We start from the raw sequence: 25,698 nt of genomic DNA, 5'->3' as shown, positions 1-25,698 counted from the left end.
CGCGGACCACGACGTGTGCGCGCCGGCGTGGTGTCCGCGCTGGGCGCTGCGCTGCTCGTCACGCTCCTGCCCGCGCAGGCTTTCGCCCTGCCGCCGGATCCGGCCAAGGCCGAGGTGCCGCGCGAGGACGTGTCCCTGGTGGACCTGCCCGACGAGCCGCTCGTCGCCGGCTCCACGCGCAACGCCGACCTGGACAGCATCGACGCCGAACCGCCCACGGACCAGGTGCAGGCACCGGCCGGCACGACCACGGCGCCGCCCGCCGGCGACGGGACGGTCTCCTTCGGAGATCCGGCCACCCAGACCGCCACCCAGACCGCCGGCCGGGCCGCCATTCAGGCCGCTGCCCGGACGGCCACCGGCCCGGCGCTGCGGCCCGCGATCCGCACCACTGCCGGGAGCGCCGCCGGCGCCACCGTCCGGAGCGCCGCGTACGTCCGGCAGGCCGACCTCGAGACGGCCGGCACCCTTCCGGTGCGGCTCGGCCCGGCCCAGGGGGCCCAGGCACCCACGGGCACGTGGGCCGTCAAGCTCTACGGCCGTCAGGAAGCACCCTCCCAGGGTGTCGACGGCCCCGTGGTCACCGTGACCGCCCCGGCCTCCGGCTCCGTGCCTGTCTCCGTCCAGCTCGACTACAAGGCGTACCAGAACCTCTACGGGGCCGACTGGGCCTCCCGCCTGACGTTCGTCCAGTTCCCGGAGTGCTACCTGACCACCCCCGACCTGGAGGAGTGCAACAGGTACGAGGAGCTGGAGACCGACAACGACACCCACGGCAGGACCATCACCGCCACCGTCGACACCGCCGCCGACGGTACGGTCACCCCCGCCGTGGCGCCCAGTACTCCCTCCGCCCCTTCCGGGCCGGCCGTGACGCAGGCCGTCCACCGCACAAACGCCGGTGCCCCCCGGACCGGTGCCGTGCCGATCGCCGCCGGCGGCGACAAGGCCGTCATCGGAGCCGTGGACTCCGGCACCGGAGAAGGCGGTTCCTTCAAGGCCACGCCGCTGGAGACCGACGGCAAGTGGGCGGCGGGCGGGTCCTCGGGCGCCTTCAGCTGGTCGTACCCCGTCAAGGTGCCGCCCACCCCGGCCGGTCCCGTTCCCGAGATCTCCCTCGACTACAACTCCCAGTCCGTCGACGCCAAGACCTCGACCTCCTCGCCGCAGGCGTCGTGGATCGGGGAGGGCTGGGACTACAACCCCGGTTACATCGAGCGCCGTTACCGCACCTGCAAGGACGATCGAGAGACCACGGACGCCGGCGCCCCCAACAACACCGCCAAGAAGGACAAGACCTCCGACCTGTGCTGGGTGTCGTACAACGCCGTGATGTCGTTCGGCGGCGCGACCACCGAACTCGTGCGGGTCGGCACGAGCAACGTCTACCGCCCGCAGTCCGACGACGGCACCCGCGTGGAGCTGCGTACGGGTGGCGACAACGACGACAACAACGGCGAGTACTGGGTCGTCACCAAGCGGGACGGAACCGTCTACTACTACGGCTTGAACAAGATCGGCGGCGGCCACTCCGACACCCAGTCGGTCTTCACCGTCCCCGTCTTCGGCAACCACCCCGGGGAGCCCTGCCACGCCGCCACGTTCGCCGAGTCCCGCTGCAACTCCGACACCAACAAGCAGCAGGCCTGGCACTGGGGCCTGGACAAGGTCGTCGACGTGAACGGCAACGTCATGATCGTCAACTGGCATCGGTCGGCGAACTACTACGCCGTGGACAAGAAGTTCAAGTCCCCGGAGAAGTACTACCGCGGTGGCCTGCCCGACTCCATCGAGTACGGCCTGCGCGAGGGCTCCCTGGGCGCCACCCCGGCCGCCAGGGTCGACTTCCTGCTCCAGCAGCGCTGCCTGCAGGACGCCACCGTCTGTGACGCGGACAATTTCGACAAGACCGACGACCCGGCCGCCTACCGCCCCTGGTGGGACAGCCCCGGCAACCTCAACTGCAAGTCGACCTCCAAGCTGTGCCCCGCCTTCCCGTCCTTCTGGAACCGGCTGCGCCTGGGCGGCATCACCACCTACGCCCAGCGCCCCGGGACCTCCGGGCTCTCCAAGGTCGACACCTACACGCTCAAGCAGTCCTTTCCGCGCGACTGGTACGACACCTCGCCCGGCCTGTGGCTCAACTCCATCGAGCGCTACGGCTACCGCCCCGGTGACTCCCAGGGCACCCTGCTGACCTCCTCCGGCGTCAGCTTCCAGCCGTACGTGGTCGGCTCCGACAGCACCCACCCGCTGCGGAAGTACCTCAAGGACAAGCAGCTGCCCAACCTCGTCCCCAGAAGCAGCGACGATCCGCGCCCCGGCTTCACCCGCCCGCGCATCGGCGCCGTCTCGACCGAGCACGGCGGCGACATCGAGGTCACCTACGCGGGGGGCTGCCGCGTCCAGCCCACCGTCAAGCCCGAGGACAACCACGGCACCTGTTTCCCCGTCCACTGGTCACCGGACGCCGAGGAGGACAAGCCCGCCCTCGCCTGGTTCAACAAGTACGTGGTCGACACCGTCACCGAGACCGACCGGATCACCGGTGTCTCCCAGCGCATGACCACCCGGTACACCTATTCCGGAGCGGGCTGGGGCAAGAGCGACGACGAGTTCACCAAGCCGGCGCTGCGCACCTACAGCGAGTGGCGCGGCTACCGTCAGGTGGCCACCGCGCGCGGCGCCAAGACCGCCCCCGCCCCCGGCCGGCCGCAGACCCAGTCCTACGCGGTCACCCGCTACTTCCTGGGCACGGGCGGCGCGGTCAAGGACTCGACCGGCACCGTCACCCTCGTCGACGACGACGCCCCGCAGTACGCCGGCATGGTCGCCGAGAGCATCACCTACACCGGCACCGGCGGGAAGGTCGCCGGCCGTGTCCTCAACCGGCCCTGGTCGAAACAGACCGCGTCCCGCGACCGCGACGGCGGCCTGCCGCCGCTCACCGCCCACCGCAGCGGATACGCGCGCAGTGACACCCTGCAGACCCTCGGCGACAGCTGGCAGGGCGTACGCACCAGCACCACGGTCGACGACACCTACGGCCTGCCCGTCCAGGTCGAGACCGCGGTGGTGAAGCCCGACGGCTCCGGGGGCGAGTCCCTCAGCGACCGCACCTGCGTGACCACCGACTACGTCGCCGGCGAGGCGGCCAACCTGGTCCTGCCCAAGCAGATCAGGACCACCGCCACCTCCTGTGCCTCGGCGGCGACCGCCGACCCGGCGACCGAGGTGATGTCCGGCGTGCGGACCAGCTACGACAACCACGCGTGGGGCGACGCGCCGACCAAGGGCATGGCGACCAGCACCGCCACCCTCAACGACGCCGGCACCGCCTACTCCATCGTCACCACCAACACCTTCGACCCCCTCGGCCGCGTCATCGCCGTCAAGGACCCGATGGGCCACATCGAGCGGACCGAGTACACACCCGGTGACACCGGCGGCCCGGTCACGGCGGTCAAGAAGATCAACGCCAAGGGACACTCCTCGACCACGGCGTACGACCCCGGCCGCGGTGTGGCACTGTCCGTCACCGACACCAACGGCCATGTCTCGCGCATGGAGTACGACGCCTTCGGCCGCCTGACCAAGGGCTGGTCGGCCGGCAGTTCCGCGGCCGGCGACGCGCCCGACGTGATCATCGACTACCAGATGGCCACCGCCACGCCGACCGTCACCAAGCCCACCGCCGTCACGGTGCGCACCCTGAAGGACGACGGCGTCAGCTACAGCAAGCAGGTCACCGTCTACGACGGGCTGATGCGCCCGGTCCAGACCCAGGCGGACGCCCACGGCCCCGGCCGGATCATCACCGACACCCGTTACGACGACCACGGCCAGGTCTACGAGCAGACCGGCAGCTACCTCGCCAAGGGTGCACCGGAGACCGGGCAGTTCAAGCGGGTGAGCGACTCGCTCGTGCCCAGCCTCGTGCGCAGCACGTACGACGGTCTCGGCAGGCCGGTGGTGCGTACCACGCTGCACAGCGGCGTCCCGGTCTACTACGACGAGATGGAGTACGGCGACAACTGGACCATCTCCTATCCCCACGGCGGCGCCACGCCCGCAGTGCGCACCTACACCGACGCCCGCGGGCGCGTCACCCGCATCGACCACTCCACCAACCGCGCCCAGGACCAGTGGCGTACCACCAAGTACTCCTACGACGCCCGCGGCAACCGCACCCAGATCACGGACGACGCCGGCAACAACTGGACCTACACCTACAACGCCCGCGGGCTGCTGGCCTCCGCCACCGACCCCGACATCGGTGACGCGTCCTTCACGTACGACGACGACGGCCGCCAGACCAGCGCGACCAACTCCCGCCAGCAGACCACCTACACCGAGTACGACGAGATCGGCCGTACCGTCGCGGTGCGCCTGGGGTCGAAGACCGCCACGCCCGTGAAGAGCTTCGAGTACGACATGGCCGGTGCGCTCGGCAAGCTGGTCAGCTCCACGCGCCACGACGCCACGGGCGACTACGTCGACCGCATCACGGCCTACGACAGCGAGTACCGGGCCACGGCCCGCGAGATCGTCGTGCCCTCCGGGGCCGGGAAGAACCTGGCCGGCACCTACAAGTACAGCTACACCTACACCCGCAGCGGCAGGCAGCTCGCGGTCGACGTGCCGGCCGTCGGCGGCCTGGCCGCCGAGAAGGTCATCACCCGGTACGACGCGGACGGCCTGCCCACGTCCACCTCCGGTCTGGACTGGTACACCTCGGACGTCACCTACTCGCCGTACGGGGAACCGCTGCGCACCGTCAGCGGTCCGGAGCCGTACCGGGTGTGGACGACCAACTTCATCGACCAGGAGACCGGCCGCCTCCAGCGCACGGTCTGGGACCGGGAGACCGCCGACTCCCACCGCATCTCCGACTCGTACTACTCCTACGACCAGGCGGGCAACGTCACCTCCGCCGCGCGCAAGGAGACCAGCGGCACCACCTCCGCCTGGGACAACCAGTGCTTCACCTACGACTACCTCGGTGAGCTGGTCCACGCCTGGACCTCGTCCCTGGCCGGGGCGAGCAGCGCGGGCTGCAAGTCGGCCAACGGCACCACCTGGGGCTACGACTCCGACGGCCACAGCTCGGCCGGTCCCGTCGCCGAGGCACCCGACGACCCCGGTGACACCACGTCGCCCGACGCCGCGCTGCAGGCCTCGCTCGACACGGCGGCACCGGACAAGAACACCGTGGCCACCACCGCGGCCTCGTACTGGCAGTCCTTCACCTACGACGACATCGGCAACCGGGCCGCTCTCACCGAGCACGCCCCCGGCAACGCGGCACTCGACGCCACGTACCGGTACCAGTACGGCAAGCTCGTCACCGGCAACGGAACCTCCGAGCCCAAGCTGGTCCAGCCGCACATCCTCGCGGGCGTCGACCGCCCCACCGGTACGGATGCCGGCTACGTGAGCGACGCCACCGGCAACATGACCGACCGCCACCTCGCCGGGGGTGACCAGAGCCTCGCATGGAACGCCGAGAACAAGCTCACCACGGTCACCGGCATCGGCGACGGCGCCGCCCCCCTGGTCGGTCTGAGCGGCAAGTGCATGGACGTGCAGGGCGCCGGGACAGCCGACGGCACCCCGATCCAGCTCTACCGCTGCAACACCACCACGGCCCAGAACTGGTCCGTCACGGGCGGCACCCTCCGCGCGGGCGGCAAGTGCGCCACCGTCAACGGCACCCTGGTCCAGCTGGCCACGTGCGACGGCGGCACCGCGCAGAAGTTCACCCTCCGTGCCGACAAGACGCTGCTGAACGCGGCCACGGGCAAGTGCGTGGTCGTCCCGGGCGGCACCGACGCCGACGGCACGGACCTCCAGGTCGCGACCTGCGCCGCCACCTCCACCGCCCAGCAGTGGTCGCTCGCCGACAAGACCACGTATGTCTACGACGCGAGCGGAAACCGGGTGCTGCGCAAGTCCGCTGCCGCGACCACCCTCTTCCTCGGTGAGACCGAGGTCACCACCGACCCGAACGGCAGCTTCGTCAAGGCCAGCCGCTCCTACCAGCACCCCGGCGCGCCCACGGTGGTCCGGGTCAGCAACTACGGCAGCTCCACCCACCATCTCAGCGTCCTGCTGAGCGACACCGTCGGCACCGCCACCACCGCCGTCGAACTGAAGGACGGCCAGCCGGTCACCCGGCGCGCCTTCAAGCCCTTCGGGGAGGTCCGCGGCACCCGGGCCGTTTCGTGGCCGACCACCCGCTCGTACCTGGCCGCCGGCATCGACGACACCGGATCGGGTCTGACCCACCTGGGCGCACGCGAGTACGACCAGTCCACCGGGCGTTTCCTGTCCGCCGACCCGATGGTGGACTTCGCCGATCCGCTGCAGATCAACGGGTACGCGTACGCGAACAACAACCCCGTCACCAAGAGCGACCCGGACGGCCTCCAGCCCATCGAGTGCTGGGAGGGCACCGCCATCTGCCGTGGCGGCCGGATCATCGGCATGAAGAAGGAGGAGGTCAAGCCCCAGAACGCGCTGACGGAGCAGACGGTCAAGACCAAGACCGGCGAAAGGCGGGTCTTCTACGACGACCGGGGTGTGCCCCACACGGTGGGTGCGGCCGGCAAGAACCAGTCCGAGCGTGTGGCCATCCAGTACATGAACGAGGACCTCCGGATCGGACTGCAGTACTACGACGCGAAGACCGGCAACGGCAGCGAGTACTTCTGGCAGGACGAGTCCAACGGCGTCATCAAGGACAAGGGCCTGGTGCACGACGCCAACGGCAACCACCGGGCCGCCGGCGCCACCGCCGACTTCATCAAGGTCACCTGGAAGAACGGAAAGATCGTCAGCGTCACGACATGGGACGCGAACGAGTCCAAACGCGGCTACGACGCGGAAACCGTCGACGACATCGAGAAGACGGTCAGGAACAAGATGGACCCCCTCGGCAAGAAACAGGCGCAGAACGTGGTGTTCGTCGCCAACAGCCTCGAACAGGCCCAGGCGGTCGCGGACCGGTTCGTCGGAAACGCCAACGTCCGTGTGATCTACCCCGGTACCGGGGCAGCCGGTGAGACGATCTTCGACACCCATATCTCGGGCGGCGTCAAGGGCGCGGGCGGCATAGGTGCGGGCACCCCCCGTGCCACCGGCGAAGGCGAGGGTGAGGGCGGCGGAAAGCGGGGCACCGGCGGCCGCCTCGGCGGAAAGCTGCTCGGCGGCGCGGGCGCCCTCGGTGACCTGCTCTGGATCTGGGAGGGCATGAAGACCCTGGAGCGCGGATGCGACGATGTGGTGGTCCAGTGCGGGCCGCCACCGAGCGCCTGAGCCCCCGCCCCTCGCCCGCCCCGACGACATCGCGAGACACACAGCCATGGCAAAACAGCGGATCACCGTCTGCGTCCCACCACCCAGCGATCCTGCCGACCCCGACGCCCTGCACCGGGCGATCGGGGAGGCCATGGCGCCGTACTCCTACGACCGCGAGGACAGACCGCACCCCGACTGGGTGGGCGAGTGGGACCACTGGTTCGTCTCCGGGGCCAACTGCCCCTTCGCGGTGCTCCCCGGCCACGAGGACGACCCCCGGCTGGTCCGGTACGACGAGTGGACCGAGTCGTCCGAGGAGCTGCCCCGGGACCGCTGCCACGGCGGGCCCCGGGCCCTGCTCGACCTCGACACCGACCGTCAGGCGGCCGGGCAGGAGGCAGCCCGGCGGTGGGACGACTGGGCCCGGTTCGCCGCCGGCCACCCGCCGGCCCTGTCCAGCAGCCACTACCTCGGCCGGGCGTACCGGGACCCGGTCGGCTACCCCGAGCAGCGCGCCCGGGCCGAGTACGCCGCGCAGCCGCTGATCCGGGCCGTACTCGAGGACCCGGAGCTGGACGAACGGTTCACCTACGACCCGATCGAGTTCTTCGGCCCCGACCGTGAGGCGTTCGTGGCGGACCGCGTCGCGGAGGCCCTGCCCACCGTCGCCCTGCTCACACTGGACGGCCGGTGGGTCGAGTGCGGCGGGCCGGACCACCGCCGATGGTTCAACGACTATCTGGACGCGCTGCCGCCCGAGACGATGGTGGTCAGGGTGCTGTACCACGCGTAGCCGCGTACGCCGCAGGCCCCCACCAGCCCTCCGCCGGTCACCGGCGGAGGGCTGGTTCCGTCGGTGCTCCTGGGCAGAAATTCATGCAAGCATGCTTGATTGTTTTCGGCGCCGCTGCCATGCTCCCTGCCATGTCCGAGCCGACGCCCGTCTTTGACGATCTGCGTGAGGAAAGCGAAGAACTCGACCGGCTGGTAGGCGGGTTGAGCGAGGAGCGGTGGGGGCTGGTGACGCCCGCGCCGGGCTGGAGCATCGCCCACCAGATCGCCCATCTGCACTGGACCGACCGGGCCGCCCTGCTCGCCGTCACGGACCAGGGGGCCTTCCTCGAGGTCGTCCGGAAGGCGCTCACGGCGCCCGAGTCGTTCGTGGACGAGGCCGCCGAGGAAGGCGCCCGCGTCCCGGCCGCCGAGCTGCTGGAGCGGTGGCGCGCAGGGCGGGCCGCGCTGGACACCGCGCTGCGGGCGGCCCCGCACGGGTCCCGCTTCCCCTGGTTCGGGCCACCCATGTCCGCCGCCTCCATGGCCACCGGCCGGCTCATGGAGACCTGGGCCCACGGCCAGGACGTGGCAGACGCACTCGGGGTGGCGAGAACACCCACCGACCGGCTTCGGCATGTGGTCCGCATCGGGGTGCGGGCGCGGGACTTCGCCTTCGGCCTGCGGGGGCTGCCCGTGCCGGCGGAGGAGTTCCGGGTCGAGGTCGTGGCGCCCTCCGGCGCGCTGTGGGCCCACGGCCCCGAAGACGCCCGCCAGCGTGTCACCGGGCCCGCCCTCGACTTCTGCCTCCTCGTCACCCAGCGCGCCCACCGCGCCGACCTCGCCGTCCGTGCCGAGGGACCGGACGCCGACCGCTGGCTCGACATCGCGCAGGCCTTCGCGGGACCGCCCGGCACCGGCCGCCCGCCGCAGGGGGCCGCCCGGTGAATCCGCTGCGCATCGGCAACTTCTCCGGCTTCTACGGCGACCGCTCCGACGCCCTGCGCGAGATGCTCACCGGCGGCGAGGTCGACGTCCTCACCGGCGACTACCTCGCCGAACTCACCATGCTCATCCTCGGCCGCGACCGCCTGAAGGACCCGGCCGCCGGATACGCCCGTACCTTCCTGCGCCAGCTGGAGGACTGCCTCGGCCTCGCCCAGGAGCGCGGGGTGCGGATCGTCACCAACGCCGGCGGCCTCGACCCGGCCGGGCTCGCCCACGCCGTGCGGGAGCTGGCCGAGCGGCTCGGCGTCCCCGTCCGTGTCGCCCACGTCGAGGGCGACGACCTCACCGCCGCTCACCCCGGCGCCCTCGCCGCCCACGCCTACCTCGGCGGCTTCGGCATCGCCGAGTGCCTGCGCGCCGGGGCCGACGTGGTGATCACCGGTCGGGTGACCGACGCGGCGCTCGTCAGCGGGCCCGCCGCCGCCCACTTCGGCTGGCGGCCGGGGGAGTACGACCGGCTCGCGGGCGCCGTCGTCGCCGGGCACGTGCTGGAGTGCGGGGCGCAGGCGACCGGCGGGAACTACGCCTTCTTCCGGGAGGGCGACGTACGCCGCCCGGGGTTCCCGCTCGCCGAGATCCACGCCGACGGCAGCAGCGTCATCACCAAACACCCCGGCACCGGCGGCTTCGTCGACGTCGGCACCGTCACCGCCCAGCTGCTCTACGAGACCGCCGGCGCCCGCTACCTCGGCCCCGACGTCACCACCCGGCTGGACACCGTACGGCTCGGCCAGGACGGGCCCGACCGGGTGCGGATCACCGGGGTGCGCGGGGAGGCGCCGCCGCCGGCGCTCAAGGTCGGGGTCAACCGGCTCGGCGGGTTCCGCAACGAGGTCGTCTTCGTCCTCACCGGGCTCGACATCGAGGCCAAGGCCGCCCTGGTGCGCGAGCAGTTGGCCGACGCGCTCGCCAAGTCGCCGCCCGCCGAGGTGCGCTGGGACCTGGTCCGCACCGACCACGCCGACGCCGACACCGAGGAGACCGCCGGCGCCCTGCTGCGGCTCGTCGTACGGGACCCCGACCAGCGGGTCGTCGGGCGGGCCCTCACGGGAGCGGCCGTGGAGCTGGCGCTGGCCAGCTACCCGGGATTCCATGTGCTGTCCCCACCGGGAAAGGGCGCCCCTTATGGGGTCTTCGAGGATGTGTACGTCCCCCATGGCGCCGTAGACCATGTGGCTGTCCTCCACGACGGACGGCGTGTCCCTGTGCCGCCGCCCCAGGACACCCGGCCCCTGGACGCCGTACCGGAACCCGCCCTGCCCGAGCCCCTCCCGACCGGACCCACCCGCCGCGCGCCCCTCGGCCTGGTCGCCGGAGCCCGCAGCGGGGACAAGGGCGGGAACGCCAACGTCGGCGTCTGGGCCCGTGACGACGAGGCGTGGCGGTGGCTCGCGCACGAGCTGACCGCCGAAAGGTTCCGGCAGCTGCTGCCCGAGACCCGGGACCTGCCGGTCGTCCGGCACCTGTTGCCGAACCTCCGCGCGGTCAACTTCGTCGTCGAGGGCATCCTCGGCGCGGGCGTCGCCTCGGGAGCCCGCTTCGACCCGCAGGCCAAGGCCCTCGGCGAATGGCTGCGCTCCCGCCACCTGGACATCCCGGAGGCCCTCCTGTGACGGTTCTCAGCACCTCCCTGGACCCCGCCGGCGCGGACTACCGCGCCGCCCGCGAGGCCATGCTCGCCAAGCTCGCCGACCTGGAGGCCGAGCACGCCAAGGCGCTCGCCGGCGGCGGCGAGAAGTACGTCCAACGGCACAGAAAGCGCGGCAAGCTGCTCGCCCGGGAGCGCATCGAGCTGCTCCTCGACCCCGACACACCGTTCCTGGAGCTGTCCCCGCTGGCCGGCTGGGGCAGCGACTACACGGTCGGCGCCTCCCTGGTCACCGGCATCGGCGTGGTCGAGGGTGTGGAGTGCCTGATCACCGCCAACGACCCGACCGTGCGCGGCGGAGCCAGCAACCCCTGGTCGCTGAAGAAGGCCCTGCGCGCCAACGACATCGCCCTCGCCAACCGGCTGCCCTGCATCTCCCTCGTGGAGTCCGGCGGCGCCGACCTGCCCTCCCAGAAGGAGATCTTCATCCCCGGGGGCGCCATCTTCCGGGACCTGACCCGGCTGTCCGCCGCCGGCATCCCCACCGTCGCCGTCGTCTTCGGCAACTCCACCGCCGGAGGCGCCTACGTGCCCGGCATGTCCGACCACGTGATCATGGTCAAGGAGCGGGCGAAGGTGTTCCTCGGCGGGCCGCCCCTGGTGAAGATGGCCACCGGCGAGGAGAGCGACGACGAGTCCCTGGGCGGCGCGGAGATGCACGCGCGCGTGTCGGGTCTCGCCGACCACTTCGCCGTCGACGAACCGGACGCGCTGCGCCAGGCGCGCCGGGTGGTGGCCCGCCTCAACCACCGCAAGGCCTGTCCGGACCCCGGCCCGGCCGAGCCGCCCGAGCACGACCCGGAGGAACTCCTCGGCATCGTCCCCGGCGACCTGAAGACCCCCTTCGACCCCCGCGAGGTCATCGCCCGCATCGTCGACGCCTCCGACTTCGACGAGTTCAAGCCCCTCTACGGCACCAGCCTCGTCACCGGCTGGGCCACCCTGCACGGCTACCCCGTCGGCATCCTCGCCAACGCCCAGGGCGTCCTGTTCAGCGCCGAGTCGCAGAAGGCCGCCCAGTTCATCCAGCTCGCCAACCAGCGCGACATCCCGCTGCTCTTCCTGCACAACACCACCGGCTACATGGTCGGCAAGGAGTACGAACAGGGCGGCATCATCAAACACGGCGCGATGATGATCAACGCGGTCAGCAACAGCCGCGTGCCCCACCTCTCCGTCCTCATGGGCGCCTCCTACGGCGCCGGGCACTACGGCATGTGCGGCCGCGCCTACGACCCGCGCTTCCTGTTCGCCTGGCCCAGCGCCAAGTCGGCCGTCATGGGCCCGCAGCAGCTCGCCGGCGTGCTCTCGATCGTCGCCCGGCAGTCGGCGGTCGCGAAGGGGCAGCCGTACGACGAGGACGCGGACGCCGCGCTGCGCGCGATGGTGGAGCAGCAGATCGAGTCGGAGTCCCTGCCGACGTTCCTGTCCGGGCGGCTGTACGACGACGGCGTCATCGACCCGCGCGACACCCGCACCGTCCTCGGCCTGTGCCTGTCCGCCGTCCACACCGCCCCCTACGAGGGCGCGCGCGGCGGCTTCGGCGTCTTCCGGATGTGAGGCTCATGATTACTTCCGTTCTGGTGGCCAATCGCGGCGAGATCGCCTGCCGCATCGCCCGCACCTGCGGTGAGCTGGGAATCCGGACGGTCGCCGTGCACTCGGACCCCGACGAGAACGCGCTCCACGCGCGCATGGCCGACACGGCGGTACGCCTGCCGGGCGCGACACCCGCCGAGACGTACCTGCGCGGCGACCTCGTCGTGAAGGCCGCCCTGGCGGCCGGCGCGGACGCCGTGCACCCCGGCTACGGCTTCCTCTCCGAGAACCCCGGCTTCGCCCGCGCCGTCCTCGACGCCGGCCTGATCTGGATCGGCCCGCCCCCGGAGGCCGTCGAGGCGATGGCGTCCAAGACCCGCGCGAAGCGGCTGATGGGGCTCGAGCCCCTCACCGACGTCACCGCGGACGACCTGCCCGTGCTGGTGAAGGCCGCCGCCGGCGGCGGAGGGCGCGGGATGCGGATCGTGCGCCGCCTGGAAGAGCTGCACGCCGCCCTGGAGAGCGCACGCGCCGAGGCCACGAGCGCCTTCGGCGACGGCGAGGTGTTCGTCGAGCCGTACCTCGAACACGGCCGCCACGTCGAGGTGCAGATCCTCGCCGACGCCCACGGCACCGTCTGGCCCCTCGGCACCCGCGACTGCTCCCTCCAGCGCCGCCACCAGAAGGTCATCGAGGAGGCCCCCGCACCGGGCCTCTCCCAAGGACTCGAGGACGAACTGCGCACGCTGGCCGTCCGCGCCGCCCGCTCCGTCTCCTACGTCGGCGCCGGCACCGTCGAGTTCCTCGTCGCCGACGGCCGCGCCCACTTCCTGGAGATGAACACCCGCCTCCAGGTCGAACACCCCGTCACCGAAGAGGTCTTCGGCATCGACCTCGTCGCCGAGCAGATCCGCATCGCCGAGGGCCACGCCCTCCCCGTGGACCCGCCCCGCCCGCGCGGCCACGCCGTCGAGGCCCGCCTCTACGCCGAGGACCCCGCCCGCGACTGGGCCCCCCAGACCGGCACCCTGCACCGCCTCGCCGTACCGTCCGGCGTCCGCCTCGACACCGGCTACACCGACGGCGACACCATCGGCGTCCACTACGACCCGATGCTCGCCAAGGTCGTCGCCCACGCCCCCACGCGCGCGGAGGCGCTGCGCAGACTCGCCGGCGCGCTGGAACGCACCCGGCTCCACGGCCCGGTCACCAACCGCGACCTGCTCGTACGCTCCCTGCGGCACGAGGAGTTCGCGAGCGGCCGCATGGACACCGGCTTCTACGACCGCCACCTGACCGCCCTCACCGCCCCCGCCCCCGACCCGTACGCCCCGCTCGCCGCCGCCCTCGCCGACGCCCACGGCCGCTCCCGCTTCGGCGGCTGGCGCAACCTGCCGTCGCAGCCGCAGGTCAAGCGGTACGAGATGGCGGGGGAGGAGCACGAGGTCCGCTACCGGCACACCCGGCAGGGCCTCACCGCCGACGGCGTCCGGGTCGTGCACGCCGACGCGGGGCTGGTCGTCCTCGAAGCGGACGGCGTCCGGCGCACGTTCCACGTCACGCGCTACGGCGACCAGATCCATGTCAACACCACCCGCCTGACCGCCCTGCCCCGCTTCCCCGACCCCACCGCCCAGCTCGCCCCGGGCTCCCTGCTGGCCCCGATGCCCGGCACGGTCGTACGCATCGCCGACGGCCTCACCGAGGGGACCGCCGTCGAGGCCGGCCGGCCACTGATCTGGCTGGAGGCGATGAAGATGCAGCACCGGATCACGGCCCCGGTCACCGGCACGCTCCACGCTCTGTACGCCAGGACCGGGCAGCAGGTGGAGCCCGGCACCTTGCTCGCCGTAGTGCAGGAAACCCCTTCTTAGGAGCCCCATGACTCCCGTCATCGAATCCGAGGAACACAAGGCCCTCCGAGCCGCCGTCGCCGCCCTCGGCAACCGCTACGGCCGCGACTACATCACCCGCACCATCGCCGAGGGCCGCCACCCCACCGAACTCTGGTCCGAGGCCGGCAAACTCGGCTACCTCGGCGTCAATCTGCCTCAGGAGTACGGCGGCGGAGGCGGCGGCATCACCGAACTCTCCATCGTCCTCGAAGAGTTGGGCGCCGCCGGTACCCCCCTCCTCATGCTCGTCGTCTCACCCGCCATCTGCGGCACGGTGATCTCCCGCTTCGGCACCGAGGAACAGAAGCGCACCTGGCTCCCCGGCCTCGCCGACGGCACCCGCACGATGGCCTTCGGCATCACCGAACCCGACGCCGGCTCCAACTCCCACCGCATCACCACCACCGCCCGCCGCGACGGCGCCGACTGGCTCCTCACCGGCCGCAAGGTCTTCGTCTCCGGCGTGGACCAGGCGGACGCCACCCTCGTCGTCGGCCGCACCGAAGACGCCCGCACCGGCACCCTCAAGCCCTGCCTGTTCATCGTGGACCGCGACGCCGAAGGCTTCGCACGGCACCGCATCGACATGGAACTCAACGCCGCCGAGAAGCAGTTCGAGCTGGTCCTGGACGACGTACGCCTGCCCGCCGACGCGCTCGTCGGCGACGAGGACGCCGGCCTGCTGCAACTCTTCGCCGGACTCAACCCCGAGCGCATCATGACGGCCGCCTTCGCGATCGGCATGGGCCGCCACGCCCTCGCCAAGGCCATCGGATACGCCCGCGACCGCACCGTCTGGAAGGTACCCATCGGCGCCCACCAGGCCATCGCGCACCCCCTCGCCCAGGCCCACATCGACCTCGAACTGGCCCGGCTGATGATGCAGAAAGCCGCCCACCTCTACGACACCGGCGACGACGTCGGCGCCGGAGAAGCCGCCAACATGGCCAAGTACGCGGCCGGCGAGGCCTGCGTGAAGGCCGTCGACCAGGCCGTGCACACCCTCGGCGGCAACGGCCTCACCCGCGAGTTCGGACTCGCCTCGCTGATAACGGCCGCGCGCGTGGCTCGTATCGCTCCGGTGAGCCGGGAGATGATTCTCAACTACGTCTCCCACCAGACCCTGGGCCTGCCCAAGTCCTACTAGGCCGCCGTAGCCGCTTGGAGGAACCGTGTTCCGCAGCGCGTACGCAGACGTCCCGCCCGTAGACCTCCCCATCCACGAGGCCGTCCTCGGCCGGGCCGCCGAGTTCGGCGAACGGCCCGCCCTCGTCGACGGCACGGACGGCACCACCCTCACGTACGAACAGATCGACCGGTTCCACCGGCGCCTCGCCGCCGCGCTCGCCGACGCAGGAGTCCGCAAGGGCGACGTCCTCGCCCTGCACAGCCCCAACACCATCGCCTTCCCGACCGCCTTCTACGCGGCCACCCGCGCGGGCGCCTCCGTCACCACCGTGCACCCCCTCGCCACACCCGAGGAATGCGCGGGGCAGCTCCGCGACAGCGACGCCCGCTGGATCGTCACCGTCTCCCCCCTGCTGGGGCCCGCCCGCCGGGCCGCCGAACTCGCCGGCGGCATACGGGAGATATTCGTCTGCGACCACGCCCCCGGACACCGCTCCCTCATCGACCTGCTCGCCACCACCGCCCCCGAACCGGCAATCGCCTTCGACCCGGCCGAGGACATCGCCGCCCTGCCCTACTCCTCCGGCACCACCGGCATCCCCAAGGGCGTCATGCTCACCCACCGGCAGATCGCCACCAACCTCGCCCAACTCGAACCCGCCGTGCCCGCCGGACCCGGTGACCGCATCCTCGCCGTGCTGCCCTTCTTCCACATCTACGGCCTCACCGCCCTGATGAACGCGCCCCTGCGCAAGGGCGCCACCGTCGTCGTGCTGCCCCGCTTCGACCTCGAGACCTTCCTCGCCGCCATCGAGACCCACCGCATCACCGGCCTGTACGTCGCCCCGCCGATCGTCCTCGCCCTCGCCAAGCACCCCGCGGTCACCCGCTACGACCTGACCTCCCTGAAGTACGTCATCAGCGCCGCCGCACCCCTGGACGCCCGGCTCGCCGCCGCCTGCGCCGAACGCCTCGGCCTGCCCCCCATCGGCCAGGCCTACGGCATGACCGAACTGTCCCCCGGCACCCACGTCGTCCCCCTCGACACCCTCCACCGGGCACCCGCCGGCACCGTGGGCCGCCTCATCGCCGGCACCGAGATGCGCATCGTCTCCCTCGACGACCCCGACAAGGACCTCGGCACCGGCGAACCCGGCGAGATCCTCATCCGCGGCCCCCAGGTGATGAAGGGCTACCTCGGCCGCCCCGACGCCACCGCCGCCATGATCGACGCCGACGGCTGGCTGCACACCGGCGACGTCGGCCACGTCGACCCCGACGGCTGGCTCTTCGTCGTCGACCGGGTCAAGGAACTCATCAAGTACAAGGGCTTCCAGGTCGCCCCCGCCGAACTCGAGGCCCTCCTCCTCACCCACCCCGGCATCGCCGACGCCGCCGTCATCGGCACCCGCAACGACGACGGCAACGAGATCCCGCACGCCTTCGTCGTCCGCCGGCCCACCGGCAGCGACGACCTCACCGAGAACGAGATCATGCTCTACGTCGCCGAACGCGTCGCCCCCTACAAACGCGTCCGCCGGGTCACCTTCCTCGACACCGTCCCCCGCGCCGCCTCCGGCAAGATCCTGCGCCGACAGCTCAGGGAGCACCCATGACCCCCCTCATCACCCGCACACGCGCGCGCGGCGTCGACACCCTCAGCCTCGACGCCACCGCCACCCGCAACGCCCTCTCCGCACCCCTCGTCGCCGAACTCGCCGCCGCGCTGACCGACTGCGCCGAGGACCCCGACGTACGGGCCGTCGTCCTCACCCACACCGGCACCACCTTCTGCGCCGGCGCCGACCTGCGCGACCCGCCCCACCCCGACGCCCTGGTCCGCCTGCTCCGGCAGATCGTCGAGCTGCCCCGGCCCGTCGTCGCCCGGATCACCGGCCACGTCCGCGCCGGCGGCCTCGGCCTCCTCGCCGCCTGCGACATCGCCGCCGCCTCCGCCGACGCCACCTTCGCCTTCACCGAGGTCCGCATCGGCGTCGCCCCCGCCGTCATCTCCCTCCCGGTGCTCCCGCGCACCGACCCCCGCACCCTCGCCCGCTACTACCTCACCGGCGAACGCTTCGATGCCGTCGAAGCCGTACGCCTCGGCCTGCTCACCACCACCGCCGACGACGTCGACGACGCCCTCGCCCCCATCCTCGACGGCCTGCGCCGCTCCTGCCCGCACGCCCTGACCGAGACGAAACAGCTGCTCACGGCTAGGGTGCTGGAGACGTTCGACCGGGACGCGGCCCACCTGACCGCGCTCTCGGCCCGGCTGTTCTCCTCCGCCCACGCCCGGGAGGGGATGACGGCCTTCCTGGAAAGACGGGATGCGGCATGGGTGGTGTGAGTACGACGGCGGAACGCGACCGCGTACCCAAGCAGGACCGCAGCCGGGCCACCCGGCAGCGGCTCCTGGAGGCCGCCGTGGCCTGCCTCGCCGAACACGGCTGGGCAGGCTCCACGGTCGCCGTCGTCGCCGAACGCGCCGGCGTCTCCCGCGGCGCCGCCCAGCACCACTTCCCCACCCGCGAGGACCTCTTCACCGCCGCCGTCGAATACGTCGCCGAAGAGCGCTCCACCGCCCTGCGCGCCCTCTTCCCCGACGGGCCCGCCGACCGCACCGCCGTCGTCTCCGCCCTCGTCGACCTCTACACCGGGCCCCTCTTCCGCGCCGCCCTGCACCTGTGGGTCGCCGCCTCCAACGAGGACCAGCTGCGCGGCCGGGTCACCGAACTTGAGGCCCGCGTCGGCCGCGAGACCCACCGCATCGCCGTCGACCTGCTCGGCGCCGACGAGACCCGCCCCGGCGCCCGCGAAACCGTCCAGGGCCTCCTGGACATGGCCCGCGGCCTCGGCCTCGCCAACCTCCTCACCGACGACACCACCCGCCGCGCCCGCGTCGTCGCCCAGTGGGCCGCCCTCCTGGACGACGCGCTCGGCTGAGAACGCCACCGCGGGGGCGCGTTACCCTTGGCCCCATGCCTCTGCTGCTCGTCCGCCGCCGCCACGTGGACTACGTGCGCGTCACGAGCATGGGCTGTCGGCGCCCGTCCGCCTGACCCAGCCCCCTGCTCTCTCCAGCACCCGGGGGCCGCCCCCACCCCTCGGCGGCCACCCGTGCCCCGTACACCCCGCGGACGCACCATGACCACGCACACAGCGATGTCGTACGACCAGCTCCCCGTCATCGACCTCTCGGCCGCCGACCGCGGCCCCCAGGCCCGCACCCTCCTCCACGCCCAGCTGCACAGCGCCGCCCACGACGTCGGCTTCTTCCAACTCACCGGACACGGCGTCACCCCGGCCGAGACCGACGCGCTGCTCACCGCCATGCGCGCCTTCTTCACCCTCCCCGAGGCCGACCGGCTCGCCCTCGACAACATCAACTCCCCGCACTTCCGCGGCTACACCCGCACCGGCGACGAACGCACCGCCGGCGCCCGCGACTGGCGCGACCAGCTCGACATAGGCGCCGAACGCCCCGCCCGCGTCCCCGCCCCCGGCGAGCCCCCCTACTGGTGGCTCCAAGGCCCCAACCAGTGGCCCGCCGCCCTCCCCGGACTCCGCACCGCGGCCCTCGCCTGGATCGACCGGCTCAGCACGGTCGCCGAGCGCCTCCTGCACGAACTCCTCACCGCCATCGGCGCCCCCGCCGACTTCTACGACCCGATCTTCGGCCCCCACGCCCACCCGCACCTCAAACTCGTCCGCTACCCCGGCAGCGCGGACGACGGCACCGACCAGGGCGTCGGCGCCCACAAGGACTACGGCTTCCTCACCCTGCTCCTGCAGGACACCGTCGGCGGCCTCCAGGTCCAGCGCGAGGACGGCCACTTCCACCACGTACCGCCCCTCGACGGCGCCTTCGTCGTCAACCTCGGCGAACTCCTGGAGGTGGCGACCAACGGCTACCTGATCGCCACCAACCACCGCGTCGTCAGCCCGCCCGGAGCAACGGAACGCTTCTCCGTCCCGTTCTTCTACAACCCCCGCCTGGACGCCAGGGTCGAACCCCTCCCCTTCCCCCACGCGCCCCACGCCCCCGGCATCACCACCGACCCGACCAACCCGCTCCACGCCGAGTACGGCTACAACGAACTCAAGGGCAAGCTCAGGGCCCACCCCCTGGTGGCGGAGAAGCACCACAGCGCGCTGCTGACACCGGCGTGAGGACACACCGAGGGGCGCGTGGGCCGCATCCGCCTCCCACGCGCCCCTCGGTGCCTGTCAGTGGGCGATGTCCGCGAACCCCGCGATCTCCTCGGGCCGCCGCGCCCCGGGCCCCACATACCGGGCCGAAGGCCGCACCAGCCTCCCCGTCCGCTTCTGCTCCAGAATGTGCGCCGACCACCCCGCGGTCCGAGCACACGTGAACATCGACGTGAACATGTGCGCCGGCACCTCGGCGAAGTCCAGCATGATCGCCGCCCAGAACTCCACGTTGGTCGCCAGCACCCGGTCCGGCCGCCGATTGTGCAGCTCCTCCAGCGCCGCCTTCTCCAACGCCTCCGCGATCTCGAACCGCGGAGCCCCCAGCTCCCGTGCCGTACGCCGCAGCACCCGCGCCCGCGGATCCTCGGCCCGGTACACCCGGTGCCCGAAGCCCATCAGCCGCTCACCCCGGTCCAGGGCCCGTTTGACGTAGGCCTCCGCGTCCCCGGTGCGCTCGATCTCCTCGATCATGCCGAGCACACGCGAGGGCGCACCGCCGTGCAGCGGCCCCGACATGGCACCCACCGCACCCGACAGCGCGGCGGCCACGTCCGCGCCGGTCGAGGCGATGACCCGCGCGGTGAACGTCGAGGCGTTCATGCCGTGCTCGGCGGCCGACGTCCAGTACGCGTCGACGGCCGCGACATGCTTCGGGTCCGGCTCGCCCCGCCACCGGATCATGAACCGCTCGACCACGGAACCCGCCTTGTCGATCTCCCGCTGCGGCACCATCGGCAGCCCCTGCCCGCGCGCGGACTGCGCGACGTACGACAACGCCATGACAGCGGCGCGCGCCAGGTCCTCGCGGGCCTGCGCCGCGTCGATGTCGAGCAGCGGTTTCAGCCCCCACACCGGGGCCAGCATGGCCAGCGCGGACTGCACGTCGACGCGGATGTCGCCGGAGTGCACCGGGATCGGGAACGGCTCGGCGGGCGGCAGACCGGGGTTGAAGGCGCCGTCCACCAGCAGCCCCCACACGTTCCCGAAGGAGACGTGCCCGACCAGATCCTCGATGTCGACGCCCCGATAGCGCAGGGCGCCGCCCTCCTTGTCCGGTTCGGCGATCTCCGTCTCGAACGCGACGACCCCTTCGAGCCCGGGTACGAAGTCGGACATCAGGCGGCTCCTCGTGAAGTGTCGGCGGCGGTCACCCCGGTGATGCCCCGATGGGCCGGTGGTCACCCAAACCGCAGCGGAACCAGCACGATAACCCCGAGTGCCACAGTTGGGGAGCCCATACGACACTGAGTGCCATGCGCGTTCGATACGGCAGGATGACCGCGTGACCGACAGCGACGCCAGCCTCGACCCCCTCCTGGACCCCGCCGCCATGCGCAAGCAGTACCGGGCGGCAGGACTGGACGAGAAGGACCTCGCCACCCACCCCATGGACCAGTTCGCCGGCTGGTTCGAGGACGCCGCACGGGCGGCCCTGCACGGCACGCTCTACGAGCCCAACGCGATGGTCGTCTCCACGGCGGACGCCTCCGGCCGCCCCAGTTCGCGCACGGTCCTGATGAAGCAGTTCGACAGCGAGGGCTTCGTCTTCTACACCAACTACGACTCCCGCAAGGGCCGCGACCTGGCGGTCAACCCGCACGTCTCGCTGCTCTTCCCCTGGCACCCCATCGCCCGCCAGGTCATCGTCACCGGCGTCGCCCGCCGCACCACCCGCGAGGAGACCGCCGCCTACTTCCGGACCCGCCCGCACGGCTCCCAGCTGGGCGCCTGGGCCAGCGCGCAGTCCTGCGTCATCGCCTCCCGCGCCGACCTGGACACGGCCCAGGCCGACCTCGAGGCCCGCTACCCCGAGGGTGAACAGGTCCCGGTCCCACCCCACTGGGGCGGCTACCGCATCGTCCCGGAGACGGTCGAATTCTGGCAGGGCCGCGAGAACCGCCTCCACGACCGCCTGCGCTACGTCGCCCAGGCGGACGGCACCTGGACGGTCGAGCGCCTGAGCCCCTGACCGCCCCGAAAACGCAGACGACCCGCGGGCTGGGTTCCTCAAGGAGGAGCCGGCCGGACGTACCGGCAGCCCGCGGGTCGGGTGACTGCGTTGGATTGGGCCGGCTGCGTGTTTCTCGCACACGCTGGTCCGGCACCGCACAGAGTGTGGTGACGAGCCGCTAGCCCGCAGCCACCTCGCGCGTCCGGGTTTCACTCATGTACCGGATCACCTCCTTTCACACGTGGCCTCAGCCTAAGAAGCAGTCGGAGCAGACTCAACTGTTTTTCGAAGATGCTGCAGGAGTGGCTTCCGGCCGGACGTCGTAGCCGTATCCGTCGCCCCGCTGGAGTAGCCGCAGATGCCAGTGAGAGACGCTGATCCGGCCGGCGGCCGCGGTGAGGCTGTGCTGTCCCCTTGCCCGAACGGAGATGCGCCCGACCCAGGTGCCTTTCCACTTGCCCGAGGGCACGTCTGCGCGCACGAGGTCTCCGGTCACGTATCCGAAGTGCTGCTTCGTGCGAGCCCGCCACCCGGGGTGCGCGGTAGCGGCAGTTGGCCGAACGTCGTCTGTGCCGGTAGCCCGCGCGTTGCCGCATGGAGGTCTGGATCTGCGCGCCTCGATGTTGGAGCTCGACGGAGACGAGCCCGCGTCGGACCGTGACTGCACGACCGTCTTCGGTGGTTTCCTTCTTCTCGTCGGTGAGGGCGATCCCGGTCCCCTGGGAGCCGGGGTCGATGCGTAACTGCACGCCCTGGACTTCCGAGCCGGCCAGGGTGCGGTCCTTCAGCCGGATCGTGAAGGGCACCTGGCGCGCGACCGCAGCTCTGCCCTTGCGAAGGAGTTCGCGGGCGCGGGCGGGATGGCAGGGCATGAGTGGTCGTGCGTCCTTGGAGAGGACGAAGACCCTGCCGTCGCCCGTTCCGCCTGTGTGCCGGGACTGGCCCTGAGGAGCGTCACCGCTCCCGTTCTCTGCCGCCTTCGCTGCCTGAGCAGCGCGTTTGGCGTGACGCCGACGGGATCCGGTGCCGTGCCCGTCGGTCTCCCCTCGCCCATGTTCCCCGCCGGCGCCCCGCGCGGTGGCGGGGTGTCCGTGAGCCGTTTCGTCCCTGCTCCCGGGGGTGTCTGCTCTCACGGATTCCAGAGCAGGCTGCTGAGGAAGCACAGCCTGGTGGGTCTGCTCGCCTGCGGGAAACGTAGTCATCGGGGCACCTCCCTGATCTGTTGATCGTGATGACTGGGGCTGGTCACTCGACGGACGGCGCTGTGTCCCGGAGCGAGTGACCTCCCTTCTCGTGTGAAGGGGAAGCTAGTGAACTGCGACCTGGCGGGCCCCTTGATCAGCCTGAAAGTCGCCCAGAGTTGCGAAACCCTCGCATCTCCCGAACGCGTGAGCGGCCTTGATGGTAAAGGTGCTCGATGTGACTGATCTTCGTATCAAGCCCGTCGACGGCGACGACATGCTCGAGCAGTGGCGGTACGTGCACAACGTGATCGTGCCGCCCGCTGCGATGTCCGTGGAGGAGGTGCGGGAGCGGGCGGGGCGGTATCGGCTGGAGAACGCCTATCTCGGGGATGTGCTGGTGGGGTGTTCCACGGTGCGGCCGCCGGGTGGGGAGGGGGACGTGGCGACGGTGATCGCCCGGGTGCTGCCGGAGTTCCGGGGGCGCGGGTTCGGGGCGGCGCTGTACGAGAACGGGCTGGCCCGGGCGCGGGAGATGGGGGCCGCCGTGGTCGAGACGTGTGTGCTGGCCGTGAACGAGGACGGGCTCCGGTTCGCCGAGCGGCGGGGGTTCGTGGAGGTCGACCGGTATGTGCTGGACGGCGAGACGGACGAGTGGGTCGACCTGCGGCTGGGGGCCGGGGCCGGGCATTGATTCCCGCAATCTTGCGGGAACAGGATGTGTGCTGTGTCACGTTCCAGTTGAATGAAAGGCCAGTGAGCGAACCGAGCGCCGTACGTGCGCCGACGCAGCCTCAGGGGGTCCAGGTGAGTGCTTCCCGGCGGAGTGGGACCACCGACGAGCTGGGGCCGGACGAACCCGACGGTCCCGAGGAGTCCGGCGGTTCGGATCTGCTCGCCGCGCTGCTGGACGGCATGGACGCGGCGTTGTGCGCCTTCGACGCCGACGGGGTCGTCACGCACTGGAACCGGGAGGCCGAGCGGATTCTCGGCTGGACGGCGGCCGAGGCGGTGGGGCGGCACGGGTTCGCGGGGTGGGCGGTGCGCAGTGCCGACGCGGAGGAGGTGCAGGGGCGGCTGATGGCGGCCATGCACGCGCCCGGCCGTCAGGTGCACGAGTTCGCGCTGGTCACCAAGGACGGCGGTCGGGTGCTGGTGCGGACGCAGTCGGCGGCCGTGCGCGGGCCCGACGGGAAGCCGGCGGGGCTGTACTGCGCGTTCAGCGAGGTGCACGCGCAGATCGATCTGGAGCGGTCGATCGCGCTCAGCGAGGCGCTGTTCGAGGACGCGTCGTGGGGGGTCGTCCTCGTGGACGCGGATCTGCGGCCCGCCGTCGTCAACGCGCATGCGGCGCGGGCGCTGGGCATCGGGCGCACGTCCGCGCTGGGGCGGCCGCTCGGGGAGCTGCTGGCGCAGGGTGTGGAGGAGCTGGAGGGCGCGCTGACCCATGTGCTGGCGGAGGGGGCGCCGCCGGCGCCGGCCGAGATGTGGGTGACGGTGCGTACGGCCGAGGGTGAGAAGCGGCGGTGCTGGCGCAGTGGTTTCGTGCGGCTGGCCTCGCCGCTCGCGGAGGAGCCGGTGCCGCTCGGGGTAGCCTGGTTGTTCGTGGACGTCACCGAGGGCAAGCAGGGGGAGCAGGAGGGGGCGCTGCTGCGGTTCCGTACGAACCAGTTGCACCGGGCGGCGCGTGCCGCCGCCGAGTGCGAGGATCCGGCGGAGGCGGCCACCGTGCATCTGGACTTCGCGCTGGCCGGTTTCGCCGACCACGCCCTGCTGGACAGGGTGGTGGGCGCCCCGCGCGCGGAGGGTGACGAGGCGTCGGGTCCCGTCCGGCTGGTGCGGCTCGCCGCGACGCCCGCCGGGGCGCCGGGGCCCAGTTTGGTCACGGGTGCGGCGGGGCTGCCGCTGCGCTACGGGGAGGGGCATCCGGCGCTGCAGTGCGTGGCGCGGGCGGGTGCCGTGCGGGCGGACGCGGGGGCGGTGTCGGCCGAGCGGGCGCGGGAGTGGGCGCTGGAGCGGCAGTGGCCCGGCGACGTGGTGCACGCGCTGTGCGCGGTGCTGCGCAGCCGGGGGCGGACGCTGGGCGTGGTGACCTTTCTGCGCGGGGCCGGGCGCAGTCGCTTCGAGCGGGCGGACGCGGCGTACGCGGAGGACGTGGCGGTGCGGATCGCGGCGGCGCTGGACCTGGCGGACGCGGTGCGGGAGCGGCCGGGGGAGTGAGTCCCGGCCGGTCGATGCCGCTGGAGGATCCGGTTCAGTGCCGGTAGAAGATCCGGTCGCCGTACTGCTCCATGATCCGGTCGTTCCAGTCGTGGCCGCCGTCGACGTTGCCGGAGCGCAGCAGCGGGGGTTCGATGCCGCGGTCGGCGAGGGTGGCGGCGGTGGTGGCCATGACGGCCTGCATCAGGGCGGCGGTGACCACCGTGGAGGCCGGTGCGAAGGGGGCCGGGATGGTGTCGAGGGTGAGTTCCGCGTCGCCCACGGCGATCTTGGAGTCGAGTACGACGTCGCAGTGGTCCTTCAGGAAGGTGCCCGTGGTGCGGCGGGAGGTGGTCTGCGCGGCGTACGCGACCGAGGTCACGCCGATGACCTTGATGCCGCGGGCGCGGGCGGTGAGGGCCATTTCGACGGGGAGGGCGTTGCGGCCGGAGAGGGAGATGATGACGAGGGCGTCGCCGGCGCGGAGGGGGGAGGTGCCGAGGACGGCGGTGGCGAGGCCGTCCACGCGTTCGAGGGCGGAGCCGAGGGTGGCGGGGGTGACGTCGACGCCGACGACTCCGGGGACGGTGAGGAGGTTCATCAGGGCGAGTCCGCCGGCGCGGTAGACGACGTCCTGGGCGGGCAGGGAGGAGTGTCCGGCGCCGAAGGCGAACAGGCGGCCGCCGGCCGCGACCGTGTCGGCGAGCAGGGTTGCGGCGGTGGTGATGGCCTCGGCCTCTTCCTCCCTGACCCGGTGCAGGAGGGTGAGGGCGGCGTCGAAGAACAGGTCGGCAGGCGTGCCGTCGCTCATGCGGTGCCCCTTCGCAGCGTCTGTGTCGCGGATCACCGTGCGGTCTGGACCAA

17 protein-coding genes are annotated in these 25,698 nt (G+C 71.9%); 14 read left to right on the top strand and 3 right to left on the bottom strand.

The window, feature by feature from the left end:
- Positions 1-15: 15 nt before the first annotated feature.
- The 11 genes from ACZ404_RS24780 to ACZ404_RS24730 all read left to right on the top strand — a co-directional run bounded on the left by ACZ404_RS24780 (position 16) and on the right by ACZ404_RS24730 (position 19,461).
- Positions 16-7,317, top strand: a complete 7,302-nt coding sequence (locus ACZ404_RS24780; protein ID WP_468443384.1) for a ricin-type beta-trefoil lectin domain protein — start codon at positions 16-18, stop codon at positions 7,315-7,317.
- Between the two features lie 46 nt (positions 7,318-7,363).
- Entirely contained in the window at positions 7,364-8,092 is a 729-nt protein-coding gene (locus ACZ404_RS24775) for a hypothetical protein (protein WP_468443382.1), read from the top strand.
- Positions 8,093-8,223: 131 nt separating this feature from the next.
- Complete coding sequence (locus tag ACZ404_RS24770) at positions 8,224-9,018, top strand: TIGR03084 family metal-binding protein (protein WP_468443380.1); 795 nt, start codon at positions 8,224-8,226, stop codon at positions 9,016-9,018.
- Positions 9,015-10,691 (top strand): acyclic terpene utilization AtuA family protein, encoded by a 1,677-nt coding sequence (locus ACZ404_RS24765; RefSeq protein ID WP_468443378.1) that lies wholly within the window; start codon positions 9,015-9,017, stop codon positions 10,689-10,691. Before ACZ404_RS24770 ends, ACZ404_RS24765 begins: the two co-directional genes overlap by 4 nt.
- Positions 10,688-12,286 carry an acyl-CoA carboxylase subunit beta gene (locus tag ACZ404_RS24760; protein WP_468443376.1) on the top strand — a complete coding sequence of 533 codons (1,599 nt, stop codon included), beginning with the start codon at positions 10,688-10,690 and terminating at the stop codon, positions 12,284-12,286. The genes ACZ404_RS24765 and ACZ404_RS24760 overlap by 4 nt, the downstream gene beginning before the upstream one ends.
- A 5-nt stretch (positions 12,287-12,291) precedes the next feature.
- The gene (locus ACZ404_RS24755; RefSeq protein ID WP_468443374.1) at positions 12,292-14,139 is read left to right on the top strand and encodes an acetyl/propionyl/methylcrotonyl-CoA carboxylase subunit alpha; all 1,848 of its coding nucleotides are present in this window, start codon (positions 12,292-12,294) and stop codon (positions 14,137-14,139) included.
- 7 nt (positions 14,140-14,146) lie between these two features.
- A complete protein-coding gene (locus ACZ404_RS24750; protein ID WP_468443372.1) occupies positions 14,147-15,307 on the top strand; it encodes an acyl-CoA dehydrogenase family protein in 1,161 nt (386 codons plus the stop codon).
- 25 nt (positions 15,308-15,332) lie between these two features.
- Positions 15,333-16,904, top strand: coding sequence for a 4-coumarate--CoA ligase family protein (locus tag ACZ404_RS24745; RefSeq protein ID WP_468443370.1), 1,572 nt, complete (start codon positions 15,333-15,335; stop codon positions 16,902-16,904).
- Positions 16,901-17,638, top strand: a complete 738-nt coding sequence (locus tag ACZ404_RS24740) for an enoyl-CoA hydratase family protein (RefSeq protein ID WP_468443368.1) — start codon at positions 16,901-16,903, stop codon at positions 17,636-17,638. The genes ACZ404_RS24745 and ACZ404_RS24740 overlap by 4 nt, the downstream gene beginning before the upstream one ends.
- On the top strand, positions 17,626-18,234 hold the full coding sequence (locus tag ACZ404_RS24735; RefSeq protein ID WP_468443366.1) for a TetR/AcrR family transcriptional regulator: 609 nt from the start codon (positions 17,626-17,628) through the stop codon (positions 18,232-18,234). The genes ACZ404_RS24740 and ACZ404_RS24735 overlap by 13 nt, the downstream gene beginning before the upstream one ends.
- 201 nt (positions 18,235-18,435) lie before the next feature.
- A complete protein-coding gene (locus ACZ404_RS24730) occupies positions 18,436-19,461 on the top strand; it encodes an isopenicillin N synthase family dioxygenase (RefSeq protein WP_468443364.1) in 1,026 nt (341 codons plus the stop codon).
- Between the two features lie 57 nt (positions 19,462-19,518).
- Here the strand turns inward: ACZ404_RS24730 and ACZ404_RS24725 are convergent, their stop codons facing one another.
- Positions 19,519-20,619 (bottom strand): citrate synthase 2, encoded by a 1,101-nt coding sequence (locus ACZ404_RS24725; RefSeq protein ID WP_468443362.1) that lies wholly within the window; start codon positions 20,617-20,619, stop codon positions 19,519-19,521.
- Between the two features lie 166 nt (positions 20,620-20,785).
- On the opposite strand from ACZ404_RS24725, the gene pdxH reads away from it, so the two are divergent.
- Positions 20,786-21,472, top strand: a complete 687-nt coding sequence (gene pdxH / locus ACZ404_RS24720; RefSeq protein WP_468443360.1) for a pyridoxamine 5'-phosphate oxidase — start codon at positions 20,786-20,788, stop codon at positions 21,470-21,472.
- Positions 21,473-21,663: 191 nt separating this feature from the next.
- Here the strand turns inward: pdxH and ACZ404_RS24715 are convergent, their stop codons facing one another.
- Entirely contained in the window at positions 21,664-22,656 is a 993-nt protein-coding gene (locus tag ACZ404_RS24715; RefSeq protein WP_468443358.1) for an RRXRR domain-containing protein, read from the bottom strand.
- A 217-nt stretch (positions 22,657-22,873) separates the two neighbouring features.
- On the opposite strand from ACZ404_RS24715, the gene ACZ404_RS24710 reads away from it, so the two are divergent.
- Together ACZ404_RS24710 and ACZ404_RS24705 are read left to right on the top strand one after the other, a co-directional pair.
- On the top strand, positions 22,874-23,329 hold the full coding sequence (locus ACZ404_RS24710) for a GNAT family N-acetyltransferase (RefSeq protein WP_468443356.1): 456 nt from the start codon (positions 22,874-22,876) through the stop codon (positions 23,327-23,329).
- Between the two features lie 113 nt (positions 23,330-23,442).
- Positions 23,443-24,855, top strand: coding sequence for a PAS domain-containing protein (locus ACZ404_RS24705; protein WP_468443354.1), 1,413 nt, complete (start codon positions 23,443-23,445; stop codon positions 24,853-24,855).
- A gap of 34 nt (positions 24,856-24,889) precedes the next feature.
- Here the strand turns inward: ACZ404_RS24705 and ACZ404_RS24700 are convergent, their stop codons facing one another.
- On the bottom strand, positions 24,890-25,645 hold the full coding sequence (locus ACZ404_RS24700; protein ID WP_468443352.1) for an SIS domain-containing protein: 756 nt from the start codon (positions 25,643-25,645) through the stop codon (positions 24,890-24,892).
- Between the last annotated feature and the right edge of the window lie 53 nt (positions 25,646-25,698).

This window comes from Streptomyces sp. NPDC030798 (assembly GCF_055572275.1).
The sequence above is the reverse complement of the archived record's forward strand: the minus strand, read 5'-3'. Positions and strand labels throughout refer to the sequence as shown.